The organism is Thalassococcus sp. S3 (genome assembly GCF_004216475.1).
Lineage (GTDB): Bacteria > Pseudomonadota > Alphaproteobacteria > Rhodobacterales > Rhodobacteraceae.
Window position 1 is genome coordinate 3,655,408 of the sequence record NZ_CP022303.1, and the last position, 20,327, is coordinate 3,675,734.

20 protein-coding genes are annotated in these 20,327 nt (G+C 62.6%); 11 read left to right on the forward strand and 9 right to left on the reverse strand.

Translation table 11 applies throughout. The annotated features are described in order from the left end of the window. Nucleotides 1-7: 7 nt before the first annotated feature. From CFI11_RS17945 to CFI11_RS17960, 4 genes are read left to right on the forward strand one after another with little or no spacing between them, the layout of a single operon-like run. Nucleotides 8-2,857, forward strand: a complete 2,850-nt coding sequence (locus tag CFI11_RS17945) for a molybdopterin oxidoreductase family protein (RefSeq protein ID WP_130408405.1) — start codon at nt 8-10, stop codon at nt 2,855-2,857. After that, nucleotides 2,854-3,480 (forward strand): LysE family translocator, encoded by a 627-nt coding sequence (locus tag CFI11_RS17950; protein ID WP_130408407.1) that lies wholly within the window; start codon nt 2,854-2,856, stop codon nt 3,478-3,480. The genes CFI11_RS17945 and CFI11_RS17950 overlap by 4 nt, the downstream gene beginning before the upstream one ends. Then, nucleotides 3,477-4,226, forward strand: coding sequence for a 4Fe-4S dicluster domain-containing protein (locus tag CFI11_RS17955; protein WP_130408409.1), 750 nt, complete (start codon nt 3,477-3,479; stop codon nt 4,224-4,226). The genes CFI11_RS17950 and CFI11_RS17955 overlap by 4 nt, the downstream gene beginning before the upstream one ends. Continuing rightward, on the forward strand, nt 4,227-5,105 hold the full coding sequence (locus CFI11_RS17960; RefSeq protein ID WP_130408411.1) for a DmsC/YnfH family molybdoenzyme membrane anchor subunit: 879 nt from the start codon (nt 4,227-4,229) through the stop codon (nt 5,103-5,105). A gap of 108 nt (nt 5,106-5,213) precedes the next feature. On the opposite strand, the gene dapA is transcribed toward CFI11_RS17960, so the two are convergent. Further along, nucleotides 5,214-6,086 (reverse strand): 4-hydroxy-tetrahydrodipicolinate synthase, encoded by an 873-nt coding sequence (gene dapA, locus CFI11_RS17965; protein WP_130408413.1) that lies wholly within the window; start codon nt 6,084-6,086, stop codon nt 5,214-5,216. 135 nt (nt 6,087-6,221) lie between these two features. Between dapA and CFI11_RS17970 the strand changes: the two genes are divergently transcribed. Continuing rightward, nucleotides 6,222-8,174: a lytic transglycosylase domain-containing protein gene (locus tag CFI11_RS17970; RefSeq protein ID WP_130408415.1), complete on the forward strand. Its 1,953-nt coding sequence runs from the start codon at nt 6,222-6,224 to the stop codon at nt 8,172-8,174. On the opposite strand, the gene CFI11_RS17975 is transcribed toward CFI11_RS17970, so the two are convergent. Both CFI11_RS17975 and mnmD read right to left on the reverse strand, forming a co-directional pair. Continuing rightward, nucleotides 8,148-9,017 carry a DMT family transporter gene (locus tag CFI11_RS17975; RefSeq protein WP_130408416.1) on the reverse strand — a complete coding sequence of 290 codons (870 nt, stop codon included), beginning with the start codon at nt 9,015-9,017 and terminating at the stop codon, nt 8,148-8,150. The genes CFI11_RS17970 and CFI11_RS17975 overlap by 27 nt on opposite strands. Then, entirely contained in the window at nt 9,014-9,688 is a 675-nt protein-coding gene (gene mnmD / locus CFI11_RS17980) for a tRNA (5-methylaminomethyl-2-thiouridine)(34)-methyltransferase MnmD (protein WP_130408418.1), read from the reverse strand. Before mnmD ends, CFI11_RS17975 begins: the two co-directional genes overlap by 4 nt. A gap of 52 nt (nt 9,689-9,740) precedes the next feature. Here mnmD and CFI11_RS17985 point away from each other — a divergent pair, with 52 nt between their 5' ends. Next, on the forward strand, nt 9,741-10,772 hold the full coding sequence (locus CFI11_RS17985; RefSeq protein WP_130408420.1) for an FAD-binding oxidoreductase: 1,032 nt from the start codon (nt 9,741-9,743) through the stop codon (nt 10,770-10,772). Here the strand turns inward: CFI11_RS17985 and CFI11_RS17990 are convergent. Beyond that, nucleotides 10,764-11,531, reverse strand: a complete 768-nt coding sequence (locus CFI11_RS17990; protein ID WP_254448951.1) for an acyl dehydratase — start codon at nt 11,529-11,531, stop codon at nt 10,764-10,766. The genes CFI11_RS17985 and CFI11_RS17990 overlap by 9 nt on opposite strands. Nucleotides 11,532-11,614: 83 nt before the next feature. On the opposite strand from CFI11_RS17990, the gene CFI11_RS17995 reads away from it, so the two are divergent. Beyond that, nucleotides 11,615-12,016, forward strand: a complete 402-nt coding sequence (locus tag CFI11_RS17995) for a VOC family protein (protein ID WP_130408424.1) — start codon at nt 11,615-11,617, stop codon at nt 12,014-12,016. Here the strand turns inward: CFI11_RS17995 and CFI11_RS18000 are convergent. The 4 genes from CFI11_RS18000 to CFI11_RS18015 form a co-directional block, all read right to left on the reverse strand. Then, complete coding sequence (locus CFI11_RS18000; RefSeq protein ID WP_130408426.1) at nt 12,007-12,549, reverse strand: NADPH-dependent FMN reductase; 543 nt, start codon at nt 12,547-12,549, stop codon at nt 12,007-12,009. The two genes, CFI11_RS17995 and CFI11_RS18000, sit on opposite strands and share 10 nt — an antisense overlap. A gap of 84 nt (nt 12,550-12,633) precedes the next feature. After that, nucleotides 12,634-13,293 (reverse strand): OmpA family protein, encoded by a 660-nt coding sequence (locus CFI11_RS18005; RefSeq protein ID WP_130408428.1) that lies wholly within the window; start codon nt 13,291-13,293, stop codon nt 12,634-12,636. A 154-nt stretch (nt 13,294-13,447) separates the two neighbouring features. Continuing rightward, entirely contained in the window at nt 13,448-14,290 is an 843-nt protein-coding gene (locus CFI11_RS18010) for an SDR family NAD(P)-dependent oxidoreductase (protein ID WP_130408430.1), read from the reverse strand. 31 nt (nt 14,291-14,321) lie between these two features. Continuing rightward, the gene (locus CFI11_RS18015; protein ID WP_130408432.1) at nt 14,322-15,173 is read right to left on the reverse strand and encodes a bifunctional helix-turn-helix domain-containing protein/methylated-DNA--[protein]-cysteine S-methyltransferase; all 852 of its coding nucleotides are present in this window, start codon (nt 15,171-15,173) and stop codon (nt 14,322-14,324) included. Nucleotides 15,174-15,283: 110 nt separating this feature from the next. Here CFI11_RS18015 and nth point away from each other — a divergent pair, with 110 nt between their 5' ends. The 3 genes from nth to CFI11_RS18030 are packed head-to-tail and all read left to right on the forward strand — an operon-like array spanning nt 15,284 to nt 17,522. Then, nucleotides 15,284-15,928, forward strand: coding sequence for an endonuclease III (gene nth, locus CFI11_RS18020; protein WP_130408434.1), 645 nt, complete (start codon nt 15,284-15,286; stop codon nt 15,926-15,928). After that, nucleotides 15,925-16,914: an adenosine kinase gene (locus tag CFI11_RS18025; RefSeq protein WP_130408435.1), complete on the forward strand. Its 990-nt coding sequence runs from the start codon at nt 15,925-15,927 to the stop codon at nt 16,912-16,914. The genes nth and CFI11_RS18025 overlap by 4 nt, the downstream gene beginning before the upstream one ends. Beyond that, complete coding sequence (locus CFI11_RS18030; protein WP_371687445.1) at nt 16,911-17,522, forward strand: GNAT family N-acetyltransferase; 612 nt, start codon at nt 16,911-16,913, stop codon at nt 17,520-17,522. Before CFI11_RS18025 ends, CFI11_RS18030 begins: the two co-directional genes overlap by 4 nt. 28 nt (nt 17,523-17,550) lie before the next feature. Here the strand turns inward: CFI11_RS18030 and CFI11_RS18035 are convergent, their stop codons facing one another. Beyond that, the gene (locus tag CFI11_RS18035) at nt 17,551-18,036 is read right to left on the reverse strand and encodes an RNA pyrophosphohydrolase (protein ID WP_130408437.1); all 486 of its coding nucleotides are present in this window, start codon (nt 18,034-18,036) and stop codon (nt 17,551-17,553) included. A gap of 131 nt (nt 18,037-18,167) precedes the next feature. On the opposite strand from CFI11_RS18035, the gene CFI11_RS18040 reads away from it, so the two are divergent. Next, nucleotides 18,168-20,195, forward strand: coding sequence for an NADPH-dependent 2,4-dienoyl-CoA reductase (locus tag CFI11_RS18040; RefSeq protein ID WP_130408439.1), 2,028 nt, complete (start codon nt 18,168-18,170; stop codon nt 20,193-20,195). The last annotated feature ends 132 nt before the right edge of the window (nt 20,196-20,327 follow it).

The window sequence follows — 20,327 nt, forward strand, 5'->3', positions numbered from 1 at the left end:
ACGCCAGATGACCATCCAGCAACCCAAACTCGACACATCCCCCCACGTCTCGGACGAGGTGCGCAAGACCACCTGCTACATGTGCGCCTGCCGCTGCGGGATCAACGTGCATATGAAAGACGGGCAAGTCGCCTATATCGAGGGCAACCGCGACCATCCGGTCAATCGCGGCGTGCTCTGCGCCAAGGGATCGGCGGGGATTATGCAAGTGAACGCCCCCTCCCGCCTGCGCGCGCCCTTGAAGCGTGTCGGGCCCCGCGGGTCGGGCGAGTTCGAGGAGATCAGCTGGGACGAAGCGCTTCAGATCGCCTGCGACTGGCTGGAACCGGTTCGCAAGGAGGACCCGTCGAAGCTCGCCTTTTTCACCGGCCGTGATCAGAGCCAGAGTTTCACGAGCTTCTGGGCGCAGAACTTCGGGACGCCCAATTACGCGGCGCATGGCGGGTTCTGCTCGGTGAACATGGCCGCCGCGGGCATCTACACGATGGGTGGTGCGTTTTGGGAATTCGGCCAGCCCGACTGGGATCACACCAAGCTTTTCATGCTGTTCGGTGTGGCCGAGGACCACGACAGCAATCCGATCAAAATGGGGATCGGCAAGATCAAGGCGCGCGGCGCACGAGTGATCGGGGTGAACCCGATCCGCACCGGCTACAACGCGGTGGCCGATGATTGGGTGGGCATCACCCCCGGCACGGACGGTCTTTTCATCCTCGCGCTGGTGCATGAGTTGATGAAGGCAGGGCGGATCGATCTTGACTACCTGGCCCGATACACCAACGCGCCGGTGCTGGTGAACCAGGATCCGAAATCCCCTGAATATGGTCTCTTCCTACGCGATGCCTCCGGCAAATCGCTTGTCATCGACCGTGCCACTGGAAAGCTCACGCCCTTTGACGAACAAGGCGTGCGCCCAGATCTTTCCGCCACCCATCGGGCGGCCGGGATCACCCATGTTCCGGTTTTTCATCTGATGGCCGAACGATACCTGTCCCCGGACCATGCGCCCGAAGCCGTGGCGGCACGATGCGGCATCCCAGCCGCCAAGATCCGAACCATCGCCGCCGAGCTGGCCCGCGTCGCCTTCGACGAGGCGTTCGAGCTCGACATGGAATGGACGGATTTTCGGGGCGAAACACACAGCAAGATGACCGGTCGGCCCGTCAGTTTCCACGCGATGCGCGGCATCTCGGCCCATGCCAACGGCTTTCAGACCTGCCGTGCGCTGCACGTGCTGCAGATCCTGCTGGGCACCGTTGAGGTGCCTGGCGGCTTCCGCTTCAAGCCACCCTACCCCAAACCGGCCACCGCCCATCCCAAGCCGCATTGCGGCGTGACACCTGACAGCCCGCTCGACGGCCCCCATCTGGGCTTTGTCCACGGACCCGACGATCTGGCCCTCAAGGAAGACGGCAGTCCCGCCCGCATCGACAAGGCCTTCACCTGGGAAAACCCGATGAGCGCGCACGGCCTGATGCACATGGTCATATCGAACGCCCATGCCGGTGATCCCTACAAGATCGACACGCTTTTCATGTACATGGCCAACATGTCGTGGAATTCCACGATGAACACGGCTGGCGTGATCGACATGCTGACCGACACCGACGAGAGCGGCGACTACGTTATCCCACGCATCATCTACTCCGACGCCTACAGCTCCGAGATGGTGGCCTATGCCGACCTGGTCCTGCCCGACACCACCTATCTGGAACGCCACGACTGTATCTCGCTCCTCGACCGCCCCATCTGCGAAGCCGATGCCGCCGCCGACGCCATCCGCTGGCCCGTGATCGAACCCGACCGCGACGTGCGTGGCTTCCAGACAGTGCTGGTGCAACTGGCCAACAAGATGAAGCTACCCGGCTTCACCAACGAAGATGGCAGCGCGAAATACACCGACTACGCCGACTACATCACCAATCACGAGCGCAAACCCGGCATCGGCCCCCTCGCCGGCTGGCGGGGTGCCCAAGAAGGTTCAGCGGTGGGTGGGACGTCGTCCGACGGCACCGCCGACGGACGCGGGTCACCCAACCCCGACCAACTGGGTAAATACATTGAAAATGGTGGCTTCTGGGTCGGGCATATTCCGGACAAGGCACAATATTACAAACCCTGGAACACCGCCTATCAGGACTGGGCCGTGAACCTCGGCCTCTATGACGCCCCCCAACCCTACCTGTTCCAACTCTATGTCGAGCCGATGCGGAAGTTCCAGCTCGCCGCTGAAGGTCACGGGGACCGCCAGCCCCCCGATCACCTGCGCGACCGCATCCAGGCCACGATGGACCCGCTGCCCATCTGGTATGAGACCGACCAGCACGGGAATGACGGCTTCCCCATCACCGCGCTCACCCAGCGCCCGATGGCGATGTATCATTCCTGGGGCACCCAGAACGCGTGGCTGCGCCAGATCCACGGCCATAATCCGCTCTATCTGCCCACCAAGCTGATGCGCGAGCATGACCTGCAAGACGAAGATTGGGTCCGCGTCACCTCCCCCCATGGAGAGATCTCCGTGCCGGTGATGGAAATGGCGGCCCTCAACGAAAACACCGTCTGGACCTGGAACGCCATCGGCAAGCGCAAAGGCGCCTGGGCGCTGGAGCATGACGCACCCGAAGCCACACGTGGTTTCCTGCTCAACCACCTGATCCATGAGCTTCTGCCGCCCAAGGGCGACGGCCTCCGCTGGGCCAATTCAGACCCGATCACCGGTCAGGCCGCTTGGTTCGACCTCAAGGTAAAAATTGAAAAGGCCAAAGCCCCCGGCGAAGCGCAGCCCGCCTTCGATCCAATCACCTCGCCGGTGGGCATCGGTCCGTCGAAACTGGAATGGAAGATCGGCAAATGACGTTTGAAACCTATCTCGTTTACCTCGCCACCGTCCTGATCTTCTTTGCCCATCCCCCGGGGCCCAGCCAGGTGCTCTTCATGGCAGGCTCCATGCAACATGGGCTCCGCCGGGCGCTGCCGATCCTGGCAGGGGATCTCACCGCCAATACCGGCCAGATCCTGATCGCGGGCTTTGGCCTCGCCGGTCTGGTCGCGATCTCCGCCAATGTCTTTACGGCCGTGAAATGGGCCGGCATCGTCTATCTCGTCTATGTCGGCCTCCGCATGATCCGCCAGGCCTCCCGCGCCAAGGACAAACCCGCAGCCCCCAAACGCGCAGCCCTTTTCCGCACCGGGTTCGTCACATCGGCAGCCAATCCCTACGCGGTGATCTTCTTCGCCGCCCTCTTTCCGCAATTTATCGACCCCGCCGCACCCGTCGCCCCCCAGGTCGCCATTCTCGGCATCACCTACCTCGTGATCGACGGCATCATCCTCGTCTTGATGGGCGCCACGGCCGCCCGCCTCTTCGCGCTCATGGGCGCGCGGATCGAACGCTGGGTCGGCGTCATCTCTGGCGCGGGCCTGATCCTCGCCGCCGCCCTTCTCGCCCTTCGCGGAGATCCGGAGCCCGCCAAATGACCCAACTTCCTGCCAGCACCGACAAGAAACTCGGCCTCGTCATCGACCTCGACACCTGCGTGGGCTGCCATGCCTGCGTGATCTCCTGCAAAGGCTGGAACACCGAAAACTACGGCGCGCCGCTCTCCGATCAGGACCCTTATGGCGGCGACCCGACCGGCACCTTCCTCAACCGCGTGCACAGCTATGAGGTGCAGCCGGAACAAGGCCCCGCACAGCTTATCCATTTCCCCAAATCCTGCCTGCATTGCGAGGATGCGCCCTGCGTCACGGTCTGCCCGACCGGCGCAAGCTACAAGCGCGTCGAGGACGGCATCGTGCTGGTCAACGAAAGCGACTGCATCGGTTGTGGCCTCTGCGCCTGGGCCTGCCCCTACGGCGCGCGGGAGATGGACGGGGCCGAGAAGGTGATGAAGAAATGCACCCTCTGCGTCGACCGGATCTATAACGAGAACCTGTCCGAGGAAGATCGGGAGCCTGCCTGCGTGCGCACCTGCCCCGCCGGCGCGCGCCATTTCGGCGATCTAGGCGACCCGGGCAGTGCCGTCAGCCAGCTTGTCGCCGAACGCGGCGGCATGGACCTGATGCCCGAACAAGGCACCAAACCCGTTAACAAGTACCTGCCGCCGCGGCCCAAGGACACGCTCGACACCGATATCGACGTTCTGGCCCCGCTGCTGCAGCCCGTCGCCGAAGAGCCCAAGGGCTTTCTTGGCTGGCTCGACAAGGCTCTGGAGAAGATCTGAATGCATCCCGCCACGTCTGTTATCCTGTTCACGACCCTGTCGGGGCTGGGCTTCGGCCTGCTTTTCTGGCTGGGCCTTGGTTACCCCTCCGTCACCGGCTGGACCGCTTTCGCCTTCTTTGCCATCGCCTATCTGCTTGCCGTCGGCGGGCTCATGGCCTCCACCTTCCACCTCGGCCACCCCGAACGCGCGCTGAAGGCTTTCACCCAATGGAAATCAAGCTGGCTGAGCCGGGAAGCCTGGACCTCCGTCATCGCGCTTTTGCTTATGGCCGGCTACGGGGCGGGCCTTGTCTTCTTCGGCGAACGCTGGGCGCTCCTCGGCACGCTCGGCGCGATCATGAGCCTCGTGACAGTCTTCACCACCTCGATGATCTACACCCAACTCAAAACCGTGCCGCGCTGGAACATGCCCGCAACGCCGATACTGTTCCTGATCCTGTCTCTCGCCGGTGGTGCGCTTCTTTCGGGTGAGATCCGCTATGCGCTCCTTCTGCTGGTCGCGGCCACGGCCGCCCAGATCGCCTATTGGTATGTCGGTGACAAGGCGCTTGGACGGTCAGGGACCACCCTTGCCACCGCCACAGGTCTCGGCTCTATCGGCACCGTCCGCGCCTTCGAGCCACCCCATACCGGCACCAATTACCTGCTTAAGGAAATGGTCCATGTCGTGGGCCGCAAGCACAGCCTCAAACTGCGCCTCATCGGTCTCACGCTGATGGCCGTGATCCCTCTGATCCTTCTGATCCTGCCGTTCAATCACACCTTCGCAGCCCTCGCTGTGATCAGCCACCTCGCCGGTGTTCTCTGCACCCGCTGGCTCTTCTTCGCCGAAGCCGAACATGTCGTCGGGCTCTACTACGGCAAACGCACCGCTTAAGGGTCTTCTTCTCGATCGAAATACGGCCGCCGGAGGCGACGCGAGGCCCTTGGGGCCTCGCAAAACATCACGTGGCGCGGCACGCGCCTCAATTTGACCAGAGGCCCGTCAGATCAGCCCGGCATGCGCCATCGCGGCATCGATCGCAGCTCTAGTGCTGTCTTCCAGCCCCGTGAGAGGTGAGCGCACTTCTTCACCGCACAATCCCAGCCTGGACAGCGCGTATTTCGCCCCCACCAGCCCCGGCTCGATAAAGATGGCCTCGTGCAGCGGCATCAGCTTGTCCTGATAGTCCAGCGCCTTGGCATAATCTCCCGCCAGCGTGGCAGCCTGAAACTCTGCGCAAAGCTTGGGCGCGACATTCGCGGTCACCGAGATACACCCCACCCCGCCATGGGCATTGAACCCAAGCGCCGAGGCATCTTCGCCCGACAATTGCACGAAATCTGCACCGCAGGCCGCGCGCTGTTGGCTCACGCGGGTGATATCGCCGGTGGCATCCTTCACCCCGATGATGCGCGGCAGCTTTGCCAGTTCCGCCATCGTCTCCACCGACATGTCGATTACCGAACGTGGCGGGATGTTGTAAATGATGATCGGCAAATCGCAGCAATCATGCAGTGCGGTAAAATGTGCGATCAAACCGCGCTGCGTGGGCTTGTTGTAATAAGGCGTCACGACCAGCGCCGCATCCGCCCCGATCCTTTCGGCAAACTGCATGAAGCGGATCGCTTCCAGCGTGTTGTTCGACCCGGCACCGGCAATCACCGGCACCCGGCCCGCAGTCGCCTTGACCACCTCGGCCACGACGGTCTCGTGTTCCTCGTGGCTCAGCGTGGGGCTCTCCCCGGTCGTGCCCACCGGCACGATCCCGGTGGAGCCTTCTCCGATATGCCATTCCACCAGTTTCTTGAGCGTATCCAGATCCAGCTCGCCGTTCTGAAACGGCGTGACGAGGGCTGGCATAGAGCCTTTGAACATGGGCACGCTCCTTTTGTCATCGCGGACAGGCTCACACCTGCCGGTTTTTTGCCTCACCCCCTGAATGTGATTTGCTTGGTCCGGGGCAGGCTTTATCCTTCGCCTGTATCCCCGGTTCCTCAGGAATTGCAAGCCATGTCGCGCATTCTGCTTCTTACCGTGTTCTGCTTTGCCTTTGCGCTGCCGCTTGCTGCAGATGGCCCCCGTTCGCTTGCCCGTGGCATGGACGCCATGCGCGATGGCGACTGGACGTCGGCCCTTCGTCTGGCCGCACGCGACGGGCAGGTGGCGCGCGACATCATCGAATGGCACCGCCTGCGCGCGGGGCTTGGCCAATACGGAGAGATCACCGATTTCGTGTCGCGCCGCGGCGACTGGCCGGGCATGGAATGGCTGCTCAGCAAGAGCGAGCCCGCCATCGCCAGCCAATCCCATGCCCGGGTGCTGCGCTTTTTCGACCAGCATACACCGCAGACCGCCCGGGGTGTTCTGGCCTATGCGCGTGCTCTGCAGGATGCGGGCCGGGATGGAGAGGCGGAAGCCAATCTCGTCATGGCTTGGCGCTCCCTTCCCATGCCCTCCGAAGTGCAGGCCGCCTATCTCGCCGACTACAGCCGCCTTCTGCGCCCCCATCACGAAGCACGGCTTAATCAGATGATCTGGCAACGCGATCTGGTCAGTGCCCGCCGGGCATTGCCGCTGGTCGATGACGGTCATCGCGCACTGGCAGAAGCCCGGCTGGGTCTCCATGATCAGGTGGCCGGGGTCGATGCGCTGATCGAAGCCGTGCCGGAACGGCTGCGCGACCATCCCGGCCTCGCCTATGAGCGCTTTAACTGGCGCGCCCGCAAAGGCCGGGACGACGCCGCGCGCGAATTGATGCTGGCGACCAGCACCAGCGCCGAGGCCCTGGGCGATCCTGACACATGGGGCAGCCGACGCCGGACCATGGCCCGCGCCGATCTGCGCGCAGGAGAACCCGAGCGGGCCTATCGCATCGCCTCTGAGAATTTCATGGTCGAAGGATCCACCTATGCCGATCTGGAATGGCTCTCCGGCTTCATTGCGCTGCGCTATCTGAACGATCCCGAAAGAGCCTTGCGCCATTTCCGTCGTTTCGACGCCGCCGTCGTCTCGCCCATTTCTCAGGGACGGGCGGGCTATTGGATCGGGCGCGCGCATGAGGCGCTGGGTCAGACCGAGGAAGCCATGGCCGCCTATGCGGAAGGCGCGCGTTACCAGACCTCCTATTACGGTTTACTGGCCGCCGAACGGGCAGAGCTTCCGTTCGATAACAGCCTTGCTGGCACCGCCGAAATCCCGTCCTGGCGGGGTGCGGCATTTACCGAAACCTCGGTGTTCGAGGCCGGTCTCCTTCTGCTCGCCGCTGGCGAGCTGGATCTGGGGGAGCGGTTTCTGACGCATCTGACCGAGAGCCTCGATGAGACCGAGGCCGCCCAGATCGGTGCCATGGCGATCGAAATGGACCGCCCCCATCTTGCCGTGATGATCGGCAAGCGCGCAGCGCAGCGCGGCATCGTGATCCCCGCGCCCTATTACGCGGTCCACGCCGTGGCCAATCAGGACCTGCCCATGGCCACCGAGATGACGCTCGCCATTGCCCGACGCGAAAGCGAATTCGACCCGAAAGTCGTCAGCGGTGTCGGCGCACGCGGTCTGATGCAGGTCATGCCCGGCACCGCACGGGACGTCGCGCGCGAGTTGGGCGTGAGCGACCACAGCACCGGTCGCCTGCTCAGCGACTGGCGCTACAATGCGCGGCTGGGCGCGCAGTACCTTGCGGGGCTGGCCGCGCGCTTTGACGGCAATGTCGTGATGATGTCGGCGGGCTACAATGCCGGACCCAGCCGCCCGATCCGCTGGATGTCACGGTTCGGAGACCCCCGTGAGGGCGATATCGATATCATCGACTGGGTCGAGCTGATCCCGTTCCGCGAAACCCGAAACTATGTGATGCGGGTCACCGAAAGCCTGCCCATCTACCGCGCGCGGCTGGGGCAGGACCCGCTGCCCGTCCCCTTCACCGAGGAATTGATTGGCTCAACCCTGCGCCCGTTCGCGCAGTAGGGTGAAGATACCGGCGGCCACGATGATGACCGCCCCCAACGCCACGTTCAGCTCCAGCGTCTCGCCGAAAATCGTGATGCCAAGCGTGGCGGCAAAGACAAGCTGGAAATAGGCAAAGGGCTGGACCGCGCTGGCCTCGGCCACCTCGTAGCACCGGATCAAAAGCCAGTGCCCTAGGGCACCGGTCACACAGAGCGCTGCCATCCAGCGCCAGTCCGGGCCGCTCATCGGCTCCCAGAACCAGATGCCGATTGCGGTCATCAGCACCGCGCCAACGGTTCCCGTCCAGAAAAAGCTGGTCGTCGCCGTATCGCGCCGCGCGGCATAACGGGTGAGCAGGCCGTAGATGGCAAAAAGCGTGGCAGCCGCGAACGGGATCAATGCGGCGGGGTCAAAGACGCCCATGCCCGGCTGCAGAATGATCAGCACACCCAGAAATCCAACCCCAATGGCTGCCCAACGCCGCCAGCCGACCCGTTCACCGAGGATCGGCCCCGACAGGGCGGCGACGAGCAGGGGATAGCAGGTAAAGACCGCGTGGCTTTCCACCAGGCCCAACACGGTAAAGGCCAGAACCATCACGCAAATCTCGATGGCGAGCATCGCGCCTCTCAGTGCCTGCAGCCAGGGTTGTTCCGTGCGCGCCGCCGCACGCACGCCGCCCGGTCGACGCAGGGCGATGGCGATCACGAAGGCCGCGAAGAACCAGTATCGGATCATCACCACCATCAGAACATTGTATTCCGAGGCTAGGTGGCGCGAGATACCGTCCTGCACGGCAAAGACCACCGTCGTCGCAATCATCAGCGCGATGCCGAGCGGGACATTGTTGCTTTGCGTCATTCCAGAACCGCGCGGGTCATATGCCGCTTGCGGCCATATCCCGGCACGCGCGAGACCGCAAAACCAGCCTCTTCAAGCCCTCTGCGCACGAAGCCGGCTGCCGTGTAGGTCGCGGCTGTCCCGCCGGGTGCGGTGTGCCGGGCGACCCCTTCCATCAGGTCCGCGCCCCAAAGCTCGGGGTTCTTCGCCGGGGAAAAACCATCGAGAAACCAGGCATCCGCCCGCCCCCTCCAAGCCCTCAACGTCTCGCGTGCGTCTCCTTCGATCACGTTCAGCTCAATGCCGCCGCCAAGGTCAATGCGGCGCTCGCCTGCGCGCCAGTTCTCCAGCAAGCGCTCGGATGGTGCGGCAAGCTCGGGGAATGCGCTCAACGCGTCTGCCATGTCTTCGGCGTGCATGGGAAAAGCCTCGAAACTGGTGAACCGCAAACGACCGGGCGCACCTGCATCGGCCCATGCCTGCGCGACCGTCAGGGCATTCAAACCGGTGCCAAAGCCCAATTCTGCGATTTGAAAACCGTCCCGGAACCGCGCAGGCAGATCGTTACCCGCCAAAAAGACATGCCGTGTCTCGGCCAAACCGTTTTCGAGACTGAAATAAGGGTCGTCGAACCGGGTCGACACGGGCACCTGCCCGTCGCGCCACGTGATGTCTGCCCGCTGGTCCTGCATGGAAATGTCCCGTAATACGGCGCGACACTGGAGTATGGCTCAAGGATTGGCAATGGCCGATGTGACCATCCGCGGGGCCGGGATTTTCGGCCTCTCTATCGCGTGGATCTGCGCCCGGCGCGGTGCCCGGGTGCATGTGGTGGACCCCTACGGCCCGGGCGCAGGCGCCAGCGGGGGGATCGTGGGCGCATTGGCCCCGCATGTGCCTGAAAACTGGAACGCCAAGAAGGCATTTCAGTTCGACAGCCTGATCCTGGCCGAAATCTTCTGGCGCGATGTCGAGGGCGCAGGCAATCAGCCTTCGGGCTATGCCCGCAGCGGTCGCCTTCAGCCGGTGGCAGACGATCATGCTCTCGCCCTGGCGCGCAGCCGGGCGGAGGGCGCTTCGAAGCTCTGGCAAGGCAAGGCGCGGTGGGAGGTCATCGCGGCAGAGGGTCTCGATTGGGCGCCGCTGACACCTACGGGATATCTGATCCACGACACGCTCAGCGCGCGGATGCATCCACGTATGGCCTGTGCCGCCCTTGTCGCCGCTTTGAAGACTTTGGGCGTTCAGGTCGTTGCCGAGGCGCCGGATAGAGGCGCCGTCGTCTGGGCCAGTGGCGTGGCGGGATTGGAGGCGCTGAATGCGGCCTTTGAAAAACCGGTCGGCAACGGTGTGAAAGGGCAAGGCGCCGTCCTTGCGCTTGACCGTGCAGGGGCGCCACAACTTTTTGCCGATGCGCTGCACATCATCCCGCATGTCAACGGCACCGTCGCCATCGGGTCCACCAGCGAGCGGGACTATGACGACCCGTCCTCCACCGACGCACAACTTGACGCCGTAATCGCCCGCGCCTGCGCCGCCGTACCGGCGCTTGGCGATGCGCCCATCATCGAACGCTGGGCCGGCCTGCGCCCCCGTGCCAGAAGCCGTGCGCCCATGCTGGGGGCCTGGCCCGGCAGGCCGGGTCATTTCATCGCCAATGGCGGGTTCAAGATCGGCTTTGGCATGGCCCCGAAAATCGCCGAGGTGATGGCTGATCTGGTGCTGGATAGCAAAGACGCGATTCCGGACGACTTTCGCGTCGCGGCCTCACTCTGACGGCACCGCTTTCGCCTGCATGCATTGCCGCCCGTCAGGACCGCGCACCCAAAGATCCCCGCCCGTCCGACAGAGCTTGGCAGTTTCGGTATCTATAAGGGGCGCTGTCGCGCGGAACGCAAATGTCTTGAGCGGGCCCAACTCCTCCTCCGCCATCAGCATCAGAAGCTGCGCCAGAAGGGGGCCATGCACGACAAGCCCGCCATACCCCTCGACGTCACGTGCATAGTCGAGATCGTAGTGAATGCGATGCCCATTTAAGGTCAGCGCCGAATACCGGAAGAGCAACGTGCTATCAAAGGCCACATCCCGCCTGCTCTCTTCATCCGCGGGGGCCACGGGCGGCTCCGGTCTCGGAGCGTTTGGCGCGGGATCTTCGCGATAGACGAGATCCTGCCATTCGGTCAGACAAAGCCTGCCGTCCTGGCGGATCTGATGTTCCAGCGTGACAAAGCCCAGCGGACCGCTGCGCCCCATTTTGCGTTCAGAGCTTTTGACGCTGGTCATCTTCTCTGCTGCCCGCCCTAAGGCCAGCGGGGCGTGGAACGAAAGCCGACCACCTGCCCACATCCGACGCAGCAGACCCATGTCCGGGATCAGGCCGCCAACTTTCGGGTGACCGTCGCGGCCCAGCTTTTCGGGCGGTTCGGGGGACCAGAAGAAGAGCTGATGAAAAAAGGGCGGCAGCACATCCCCCGGTGTGAGCCCGGCGGATCGCCCGAGGGTTGCCAGAAGAGCGTTGGCCCGGGCCGGATCCATGGCATCACTTTGACAGACGGCGGCGATCTCTGCACTGTTCATGCACGCCAGACTAAGAGGGCGCGGACAAAGGAACAATCCCGGTGAAGCCAAAGCTGACAAGCCTCGATCATCTTGTCCTGACCGTGCGCGATATCGACCAGGCGATTGCGTTTTACACTGATATCCTCGGCATGACTGCCGAGCGCTTTCAACCCGCCGACGGCACGACCCGCTGGGCCCTGACCTTCGGCACGCAGAAAATAAATCTCCACCGCGCCGGTCATGAATTTGAACCCAAGGCCGCCCAACCCAAGCCGGGAGCGGCAGATCTGTGTTTTCTTACAGACCTATCATTGGCGGAGTGGCAAACCCATCTTGCCCGTCATGATATCGAGATAGAGGAAGGCCCCGTGCCCCGCACCGGGGCCACGGGGCCAATTCTGTCGATCTATCTGCGGGATCCTGACGGAAACCTCATCGAGATCAGCACGCCTCAGCGCTGAATTTCGGCACGCAGCGCGTCCATGAGGTCCTGCAATGTTTCGATGTAAAGATCGCTGGTCAACCGTCCTGCATCGTCAAACTCTTTCGAACTGCCCGCAAGGTGCATTTCGGGCCCCTGCAGGATGCGTGGGCGGAACGCGACGAGGCAGGCCCTCAGGATGCTTTGCGCGCGCTCTCCTCCGGCCCGGCCGGCCGCTGCCGACATCACCGCGACCGGCTTGCCGGCCCATGGATTGCCCTCGGTTCGGCTGACCCAATCAAGCGCGTTTTTCAGAACACCGGACGGACCCTTGTTGTATTCCGGGGTCGAAATGATGACCGCGTCCGCGCCCGCGATCTGATCCGCCAGTTGCTGCACCGCTTCGGGTATGCCATCCGCTTTTTCCAGGTCGCCATCATAGAGGGGGAGGTTCAGATCGCCCTCGATGAACTCTGCCGGGTCGAACAGCCTTGCGGCTTCACGGATCAGCAAACGGTTGGTGGCGGCCTGCCGGAGCGATCCGGACAGACCCACAAGCGTGTAGTCTGGCATTGTAATGAAATCCCTTTTGAATTACGTGCCGTTTCGGCCCAGTTAGGGGTCAACGACACGCCGTCCACAAGGTTCCCCGTCTCTTTAGGCCGCCGTTGGCAGGATCACGATTTCAACCCGCCGGTTTTGTGCGCGACCCTCGTTGGTCAGGTTGGACGCGATCGGCTGGTCCTCACCACGTCCGAGCGTCTGAATGCGATTGGGCGACACACCCGCGCCGATCAGCACGCTGGAGACGGAATTGGCACGCCGCTCGGACAGACCCTGGTTAAAGCCCGCATCCCCCACATTGTCGGTGTGCCCGAGAACCTGAATCACGGAATCGGGATAGGATTGCAGGTTGCTGGCAACGGCGCGCAGGTCCACCGCAAGATCAGGACGCACATCAGCACTGCCCGTGGCGAACAGAATATCCTGAGGCATCGTCACGATCAGCCGGTCACCGGTATTGGTGATCGTCACGCGGTCATTACCGATCTGGCGGCGCAGGTCCGCTTCCTGACGGTCAAGCCGATTGCCGATCAGACCACCGGCTGTCCCGCCCACAACGGCACCGGCAATCGTTGCCTCGGTATCGCCACCGACGATGTTGCCCAGCGCGGCCCCGACGCCAGCCCCCAAAAGAACACCCTGATCGCGGTTCTGGTTGGGATTATTCGGGTCCAGAAATGCCGGATCCGTACAGGCGCCCAGCGCCAGAACGGCGCTTGCAGCCACCAGGAGCGGAGTTTTGGTGCGTGTCATAGATCTCTATCCTGCCTAGTTCTTCGCAGACCTGTTCCGGCCCGCATGCTCGAAATATCTCTAGCATGTGCGTTACCCAAAGGCGCAATACAAGTCCCTGTGTCTTTCAGCAGGAACCCGCCAAACCCCGGGTGATACGGTGGGACCTTTGCGCTCAGTCGCGCGCCTGCAGGCCTCTCAGGACAGAACCGGCCGCCTTGGGATCGGCGAGCGCCTCTGCATCCAGCACAGCTTCTTCGGTTTCGACCATCTGCATCAGCGCCACCTTGCCGTCTGCCGCACGCACGACATATCCGGTCATCTCGCAGTCAGGCGAGACAAGCCAGGCGACGGTACTGGCGACAGAGCCTGGTGATAGCCGGCCCGGTTCGACTTTGCGGGTGTAAATGCGCGTATCGGCCACCGGAGAGATCGCGTTGGTCCGGATACCCGCATGGCCCGCACCATAGGCCATGGCACGCATCAGACCGAATTGCGCGCCCTTGCTGAGGCAATAGAGCGTGAGCCGGTCCGAACCTTCCAGCGCTTTCAAGGCCCATCCCGATGTGGTCAGCACGATCCGGCCAAAACCCTGCGCCCGCATGGTTGGCAGAACGGCCTGACAAAGCCAGAAGGCGGCCTCGTGGTTGACTTCGCCATTTCGACGGTAAAGCGCCTCATCAACCTCGACTGTATCGGCCCAGAGCACCAGACCTGCATTATGGATCAGCCCGTCAATCCGACCAAACCGGTCAAGCACAGCCTCCACCACCGCATGGCAGGCGGATCGGCTGTTCAGCAGACCTGGCAACGCCTGAATATCCGCCCCACCAGCCCGCAACCGCATCGCGGCCTCTTCGATGATTTTCGGGTCGGGATCTGCGCCGTCTTTGCTGACGCCACCGTCATGAACCGCCAGCCGCGCGCCCTGGGCGACCAACATCTCGGCATAGGCATAGCCCAGGCCGCGCGCGGCTCCGGTGATCAGGATCACCTTGTCTTTCAACGAATTAGGCATGCCAACAGCATATCAACGCCCGGCGTCGCTGTCACGCCTCGGCGCGCGCGGCCTCGTAGGCCAGCATGGCGCGTTTCACCGGCAGCCCCCAGTGGTAGCCCCCCAGACCGCCGGATTTGCGCAGCGCGCGGTGACAGGGGATCAGCCAACTGATCGGGTTGCGCCCGACAGCCGTGCCCACGGCGCGCACCGCCTTGGGATGACCGATCGCCTGTGCGATCTCGGAATAGCTGGTCACGTGACCGGTTGGGATGCTCAGCAGCGCCTCCCAGACCTTGATCTGAAACGGGGCGCCAATGAGGTAGATCGGTGCCTCCTTCATGGTAGCGCTCTCCGCGCCGAAGGCGGCATGCACCCAGGGCCGCAATCTCATCGGATCCTCGGTAAAGGTCGCGTTGGGCCAGCGCGCGACAAGATCCTCCATCGCTTGAGCTTCTCCGGTCTCGGCGGCGAACCCGATGCCGCAGATCCCTTTTTCCGTGCCCATCACCAGCGCAGGGCCAAAAGGGCTTTCGAACCAGCCCCAGAACACCTCCAGCCCCGCGCCGCCGCGGGCGAAATCACCGGGGCTCATCGCCTCCCAGCGCACAAAGAGGTCGTGGAGCCGGCCGCTTCCGGACAACCCCGTAGCATGCGCCGCCTCCAGCGTGGTGAAACGATTGGCCAGCAGGGCCTTGGCATGGCCCAGCGTCAGATATTGCTGGAACCGTTTGGGCGACACGCCGACCCATGCTGAAAAAACGCGCTGAAAATGGGCCGGGCTCATGTTCATTTCTCGGGCCAAGTCCTCCAGACTCAGCCCGCCGCTGTCGGCATCGATCAACTCAATCGCACGCCTCATCACGCCAAAGTGATAACTTTTTTCAGAAACCTGCACGTTCATCGGCCTCTCCTTCGCTTTGATCTTACACTAAAGAACGGTGTTCGATCCCGCGACCCGGAACCTGCGCTTTGTCATTGCAGCGCTAACATCCGCGCGGCATAGAAGGTTCGATGGCTAAACAACTTGATTATCATACGATACGCGAAATTTTCGCACGCTTTCATGCCGCCGAAGCCGAGCCGAAAGGGGAGCTTGAGCATGTCAACGTCTACACCCTTGTCGTGGCCGTGGCGCTGAGCGCGCAAGCCACCGACGCTGGGGTGAACAAGGCGACGCGTGCGTTGTTCCAGGTCGCCGATACCCCGCAAAAGATGCTTGATCTGGGCGAGGAAAAGCTGATTGACCACATCAAGACGATCGGGCTTTACCGCAACAAGGCCAAGAACGTGATGAAGCTCAGCCGTATTCTGGTCGATCAATATGGTGGCGAGGTGCCCAACAGCCGCGCGGCGCTGCAATCGCTGCCGGGCGTGGGGCGCAAGACGGCCAATGTGGTGCTGAACATGTGGTGGAAGCAGCCCGCGCAGGCCGTCGATACCCACATCTTCCGCGTCGGAAACCGCACCGGGATCGCCCCGGGCAAGGATGTCGATGCGGTCGAGCGCGCCATCGAGGATCACGTGCCCGCCGATTTTCAACTGCACGCCCATCACTGGCTCATCCTGCATGGCCGGTATCATTGCAAGGCGCGCAAACCGATGTGTCCCACCTGTTTGATCCGGGACCTCTGCCAATTTGAGGAAAAGACGATATGAAGACCTACGATCTTGTCGGCATCGGCAACGCCGTCGTCGATGTCATCTCGCAAGCCGACGACAACTTTCTCGAGCATATGGGCATCCAGAAAGGCATCATGCAGCTGGTGGAGCGGGAACGGGCCGAGATGCTCTATGGTGCCATGGATGGTCGCGTACAGACGCCGGGTGGCTCGGTGGCTAATACCATCGCGGGCGCCGGCGCATTGGGTTTGAACACGGCGTTCATCGGCCGCGTGCACAACGACGCGCTTGGACGGTTTTACGCAAGTGCGATGAGCGATCACGGCATCGACTTTGTGAATGATCCGGTCCCGAACGGCGAATTGCCCACCTCCCGCTCGATGATCTTCGTCTCGCCGGATGGCGAACGGTCGATGAATACATATCTGGGCATCTCGTCTGAACTCAGCAGCGAAGACGTGCCAGAGACGGTCGCGGGCAGTGCCAAGATCATGTTTCTCGAAGGCTATCTCTTTGACAAGGACAAGGGAAAAGCCGCCTTTCTTGAGGCCGCGCGCGCCTGTCGCGCCGGTGGAGGGCAGACCGGCATCGCCATCTCCGATCCCTTCTGTGTTGAGCGGCACCGCGCCGATTTCCTGTCGCTGATCGACGAAGAACTGGATTTCGTGATCGGCAACGAGGCCGAGATCCGTTCGCTGTTCCAGACCGAAGACATCGAGCATGCCCTGACCGAGACAGCCAAGATGTGTCCGCTGATCGTCTGCACCCGATCAGGCGACGGCGTCACCGTTCTGTCGGAAACCGGTCGCATCGACGTTCCGGTGCAAAAGGTGGTGCCCGTCGATGCCACCGGGGCAGGCGATCAGTTTGCCGCGGGCTTTCTGACCGGTCTGGCGCTGGGCAAGCCGATGGAAAGCTGCGCCCGGATCGGCAATGCCTGTGCGCGGGAGGTGATCAGCCATATTGGCCCCCGGCCTGAGGCAAACTTGCTGGCCCTTCTGAGACGCGAAGGCTTGCTGTGACCCAAGCGCTTGCAGACGGGTTGCATCCGGTGCCACCGGGCAAGGTGGCCATGGTGGTCACCCATCTTGAGATGCATGCGCCCGCTGAAACACGCCCGGTGCCGGAGCCTGGGAACCTGAGCTTCCAGCGCCTCACCCCGCCTGGCGTAGGAATCTATCGCGACCTGTTTTACAGAGTGGACGGGCATGACTGGCTTTGGTCGTCCCGGATTGAGCTGAGCGACGCGGACTTGCAAGCGCTTCTGTCGGACACACAAGTGGATGTCTATACCTTGCTTCTGGATGGGACGCCGGAAGCGCTTCTTGAGCTGGACTTTCGGGAAGAGAACGCCTGTGAACTGGCGTTTTTCGGTCTGACCAAGTCGCTGATCGGAACAGGTGCCGGACGGTATCTGATGAACCAAGCGATCCGTCTGGCCTGGGCACGTCCGATCACGCGCTTTCATGTGCATACCTGTACGCTCGACAGCCCCGGTGCGCTGGCCTTCTATCAGCGCAGTGGTTTCGTGCCCGTGCGGCAGGAGATTGAGATTGCGGACGATCCGCGCTGCACCGGTATCCTGCCGGAAAGTGCAGGGCCGCATGCACCAATCTTTCGGGGACGCTGAACCCCGGTCGCCTTAAGGGCGCGTTTTTTCAGGACAAGTGCTCTGCGAATGCCCTTGTCACCTGCCGATAGACCTCTCGCTTGAAGGGAACGATCTTTTCGACGAGTTGGTCGGTCGGTTGCCAGCGCCAGGTTGAGAATTCCGGATGCTCTGTTTCGATATCGACCTGCTCGTCCCGTCCCAGAAAGCGCATCAGAAACCATTTCTGCTTTTGCCCGCGATAACGGCCTTTCCAGATCTTGGGCACCAGATCCTGTGGCAGATCGTAGGGCAGCCAGTCCTCCGTCTCGGCCACGATCTCGACCAGATCGGCGGTGACACCGGTTTCTTCCCATAATTCCCTGAGCGCTGCATCGCGTGCGCCTTCCCCGTCGTCCACGCCGCCCTGTGGCATCTGCCAGGCTTCCTCGAACCGGTCCTTGCGCTGGCCCACGAAAATCGCCCCTTCGGCGTTCATCAGCATCACACCTACGCAGGGACGATAGGGTAGTTTTTCAATCTCTTCGGGGGTCATCGTGCATCTCCGGTCGTCTTGCCCCTTACTGACCCGACGCTACGTCCAAAGCAACCCGTTGACGCGGCGTTGCAGGTGACAAGACAGGCTGACGCAGCAATGTATCACGTCAACATCATTGGGAGGATTTCATGTCCAGCTATCCGCACATGCTTGCGCCGCTAGACCTTGGCTTCACGACACTCAAGAACCGTGTCCTGATGGGCTCGATGCATACCGGTCTTGAAGAAACACGTGACTGGAACCGGGTCGCCGAATTCTACGCCGAGCGTGCACGGGGTGAGGTCGCGCTGATGGTGACCGGCGGGATCGGCCCGAACAAGGAAGGGTCCGTCGCACCCGGTGCCGCGATGATGGCCTCTGATCAGGATGTCGAAAACCATTCGGTCGTCACCCAGCGTGTGCACGAGGCGGGTGGCAAGATCGCGATGCAGATCCTGCATGCCGGGCGTTATGCCTTTGGCCCCGATTGCGTGGCCCCCTCCCCCATCAAGTCGCCCATTTCGCTTTTTCAGCCGACCGAATTGGACGAGGACGGTATCGAAAAGCAGATCGCCGACATCGTGACCGCCGCGAAGCTCGCCCAGAAGGCGGGCTATGACGGGGTCGAGATCATGGGCTCCGAAGGCTACTTCATCAACCAGTTCATCGTCACCCACACCAACAAGCGCGAGGACCGCTGGGGTGGCTCCTATGAGAACCGGATCCGCCTGCCCATCGAGATCGTGCGCCGCACGCGGGAGGCGGTGGGCACCGATTTCATCATCATCTACCGTCTGTCGATGATCGACCTGGTGCCCAACGGTTCCAGCTTCGAAGAGGTGGTGCAACTGGCCAAGGAGGTCGAGAAGGCAGGCGCCACCATCATCAATACCGGCATCGGCTGGCACGAGGCGCGTATTCCGACCATCGCCACCTCCGTCCCGCGCGCGGCCTTTGCCTGGGTGACCAAGAAGCTGATGGGACATGTGAACATTCCCGTGATCACGTCCAACCGCATCAACACGCCCGAAGTTGCCGAAGAGGTGCTGGAAACGGGCTGCGCCGACATGGTATCCATGGCCCGGCCCATGCTGGCGGACGCGCATTTCGTGGCCAAGGCCATGGCTGGAGACGCCGCCAAGATCGCACCCTGCATCGCCTGCAATCAGGCCTGCCTCGACCATACATTTGGTGGGAAGCTGACCTCCTGCCTCGTGAACCCGAGGGCGTGCCATGAGACCGAACTGATCATCACAAAGGCCGAGACGCCGAAAACCGTGGCCATCGTGGGCGCGGGACCCGCTGGCCTCTCGACCGCGCTGACCTGCGCGGAGAGGGGGCACACGGTCACCGTCTTCGACAAGGCGGATGAGATCGGCGGCCAGCTCAACATGGCCAAGCAGGTGCCGGGCAAGGAAGAATTCTGGGGTTTTGTCGATTGGTACCGCACGATGATCGCCGATGCGGGCATCACGGTGAAGCTGAACCACGAGGCCACGGTTAGCGATCTTGAAGGCTTCGACGAGGTGATCATCGCCACCGGTGTTTCTCCGCGCGATCCGGGCATCGAAGGTCAGGACGGTGAGAACGTCCTGAGCTATATCGACGTTCTGCGCGGCAAGGCGGCTGTGGGTAAGAAGGTTGCTGTGGTGGGCGCCGGCGGCATCGGGTTCGACGTGTCCGAATACCTGGTGCATGAAGGCGAAAGCCCGACCGAGAACCTGCCCGAGTGGATGACAGAATGGGGCGTATCGGACCCAGCCGAGCATCGCGGCGGTCTCTCACCCGAAGGCCCCCAGCCCGAAGCGCCCGCGCGCGCCGTCACACTTTTGCAGCGCAAGGCCGAGAAGCATGGCAAACGACTGGGCAAGACAACCGGCTGGATCCACCGCGCGTCACTGAAGATGAAGGATGTCGACTTCGTCGGTGGCGTAAATTACGAGCGGATCGACGCGGACGGGCTTTTGGTGTCCTTCGGCGAGGCCCGTGAGAATCCGACCAAGATCGAGGCGGACACGATTGTGTTGTGCGCCGGCCAGGAACCCGAAAGGTCACTGGCCGACGCGCTGGTGGCCAAGGGGATTACACCCCATGTGATCGGAGGCGCCGACGTCGCGGCGGAGCTGGACGCCAAACGCGCCATCGACCAGGGCACGCGGCTCGCTGCCACTCTCTAACGGCCTTGCCGGGGCAACGTGTGCCGCGTTGCCCCTTTTGCTGCGAATAGTCAGGCGGGAATTCGCCTTTACCGGATGTCCATCGCGCCGGTATCTTGTGGCACTCTGCGCCATACCCATCTCAGGATCAGC

What these genes read in the sequence shown, in the direction of transcription:
- CFI11_RS17975 (WP_130408416.1), bottom strand. Translation starts at nt 9,017, where the DNA reads ATGACGCAAAGCAACAATGTCCCGCTCGGCATCGCGCTGATGATTGCG.
- nth (WP_130408434.1), top strand. Translation starts at nt 15,284, where the DNA reads ATGGCTAAACAACTTGATTATCATACGATACGCGAAATTTTCGCACGC.
- CFI11_RS18035 (WP_130408437.1), bottom strand. Translation starts at nt 18,036, where the DNA reads ATGACCCCCGAAGAGATTGAAAAACTACCCTATCGTCCCTGCGTAGGT.
- dapA (WP_130408413.1), bottom strand. Translation starts at nt 6,086, where the DNA reads ATGTTCAAAGGCTCTATGCCAGCCCTCGTCACGCCGTTTCAGAACGGC.
- CFI11_RS17955 (WP_130408409.1), top strand. Translation starts at nt 3,477, where the DNA reads ATGACCCAACTTCCTGCCAGCACCGACAAGAAACTCGGCCTCGTCATC.
- CFI11_RS17945 (WP_130408405.1), top strand. Translation starts at nt 8, where the DNA reads ATGACCATCCAGCAACCCAAACTCGACACATCCCCCCACGTCTCGGAC.
- mnmD (WP_130408418.1), bottom strand. Translation starts at nt 9,688, where the DNA reads ATGCAGGACCAGCGGGCAGACATCACGTGGCGCGACGGGCAGGTGCCC.
- CFI11_RS18010 (WP_130408430.1), bottom strand. Translation starts at nt 14,290, where the DNA reads ATGCCTAATTCGTTGAAAGACAAGGTGATCCTGATCACCGGAGCCGCG.
- CFI11_RS18040 (WP_130408439.1), top strand. Translation starts at nt 18,168, where the DNA reads ATGTCCAGCTATCCGCACATGCTTGCGCCGCTAGACCTTGGCTTCACG.
- CFI11_RS18025 (WP_130408435.1), top strand. Translation starts at nt 15,925, where the DNA reads ATGAAGACCTACGATCTTGTCGGCATCGGCAACGCCGTCGTCGATGTC.
- CFI11_RS18005 (WP_130408428.1), bottom strand. Translation starts at nt 13,293, where the DNA reads ATGACACGCACCAAAACTCCGCTCCTGGTGGCTGCAAGCGCCGTTCTG.
- CFI11_RS17970 (WP_130408415.1), top strand. Translation starts at nt 6,222, where the DNA reads ATGTCGCGCATTCTGCTTCTTACCGTGTTCTGCTTTGCCTTTGCGCTG.
- CFI11_RS17950 (WP_130408407.1), top strand. Translation starts at nt 2,854, where the DNA reads ATGACGTTTGAAACCTATCTCGTTTACCTCGCCACCGTCCTGATCTTC.
- CFI11_RS18000 (WP_130408426.1), bottom strand. Translation starts at nt 12,549, where the DNA reads ATGCCAGACTACACGCTTGTGGGTCTGTCCGGATCGCTCCGGCAGGCC.
- CFI11_RS18015 (WP_130408432.1), bottom strand. Translation starts at nt 15,173, where the DNA reads ATGAACGTGCAGGTTTCTGAAAAAAGTTATCACTTTGGCGTGATGAGG.
- CFI11_RS17960 (WP_130408411.1), top strand. Translation starts at nt 4,227, where the DNA reads ATGCATCCCGCCACGTCTGTTATCCTGTTCACGACCCTGTCGGGGCTG.
- CFI11_RS17990 (WP_254448951.1), bottom strand. Translation starts at nt 11,531, where the DNA reads ATGGATCCGGCCCGGGCCAACGCTCTTCTGGCAACCCTCGGGCGATCC.
- CFI11_RS17985 (WP_130408420.1), top strand. Translation starts at nt 9,741, where the DNA reads ATGGCCGATGTGACCATCCGCGGGGCCGGGATTTTCGGCCTCTCTATC.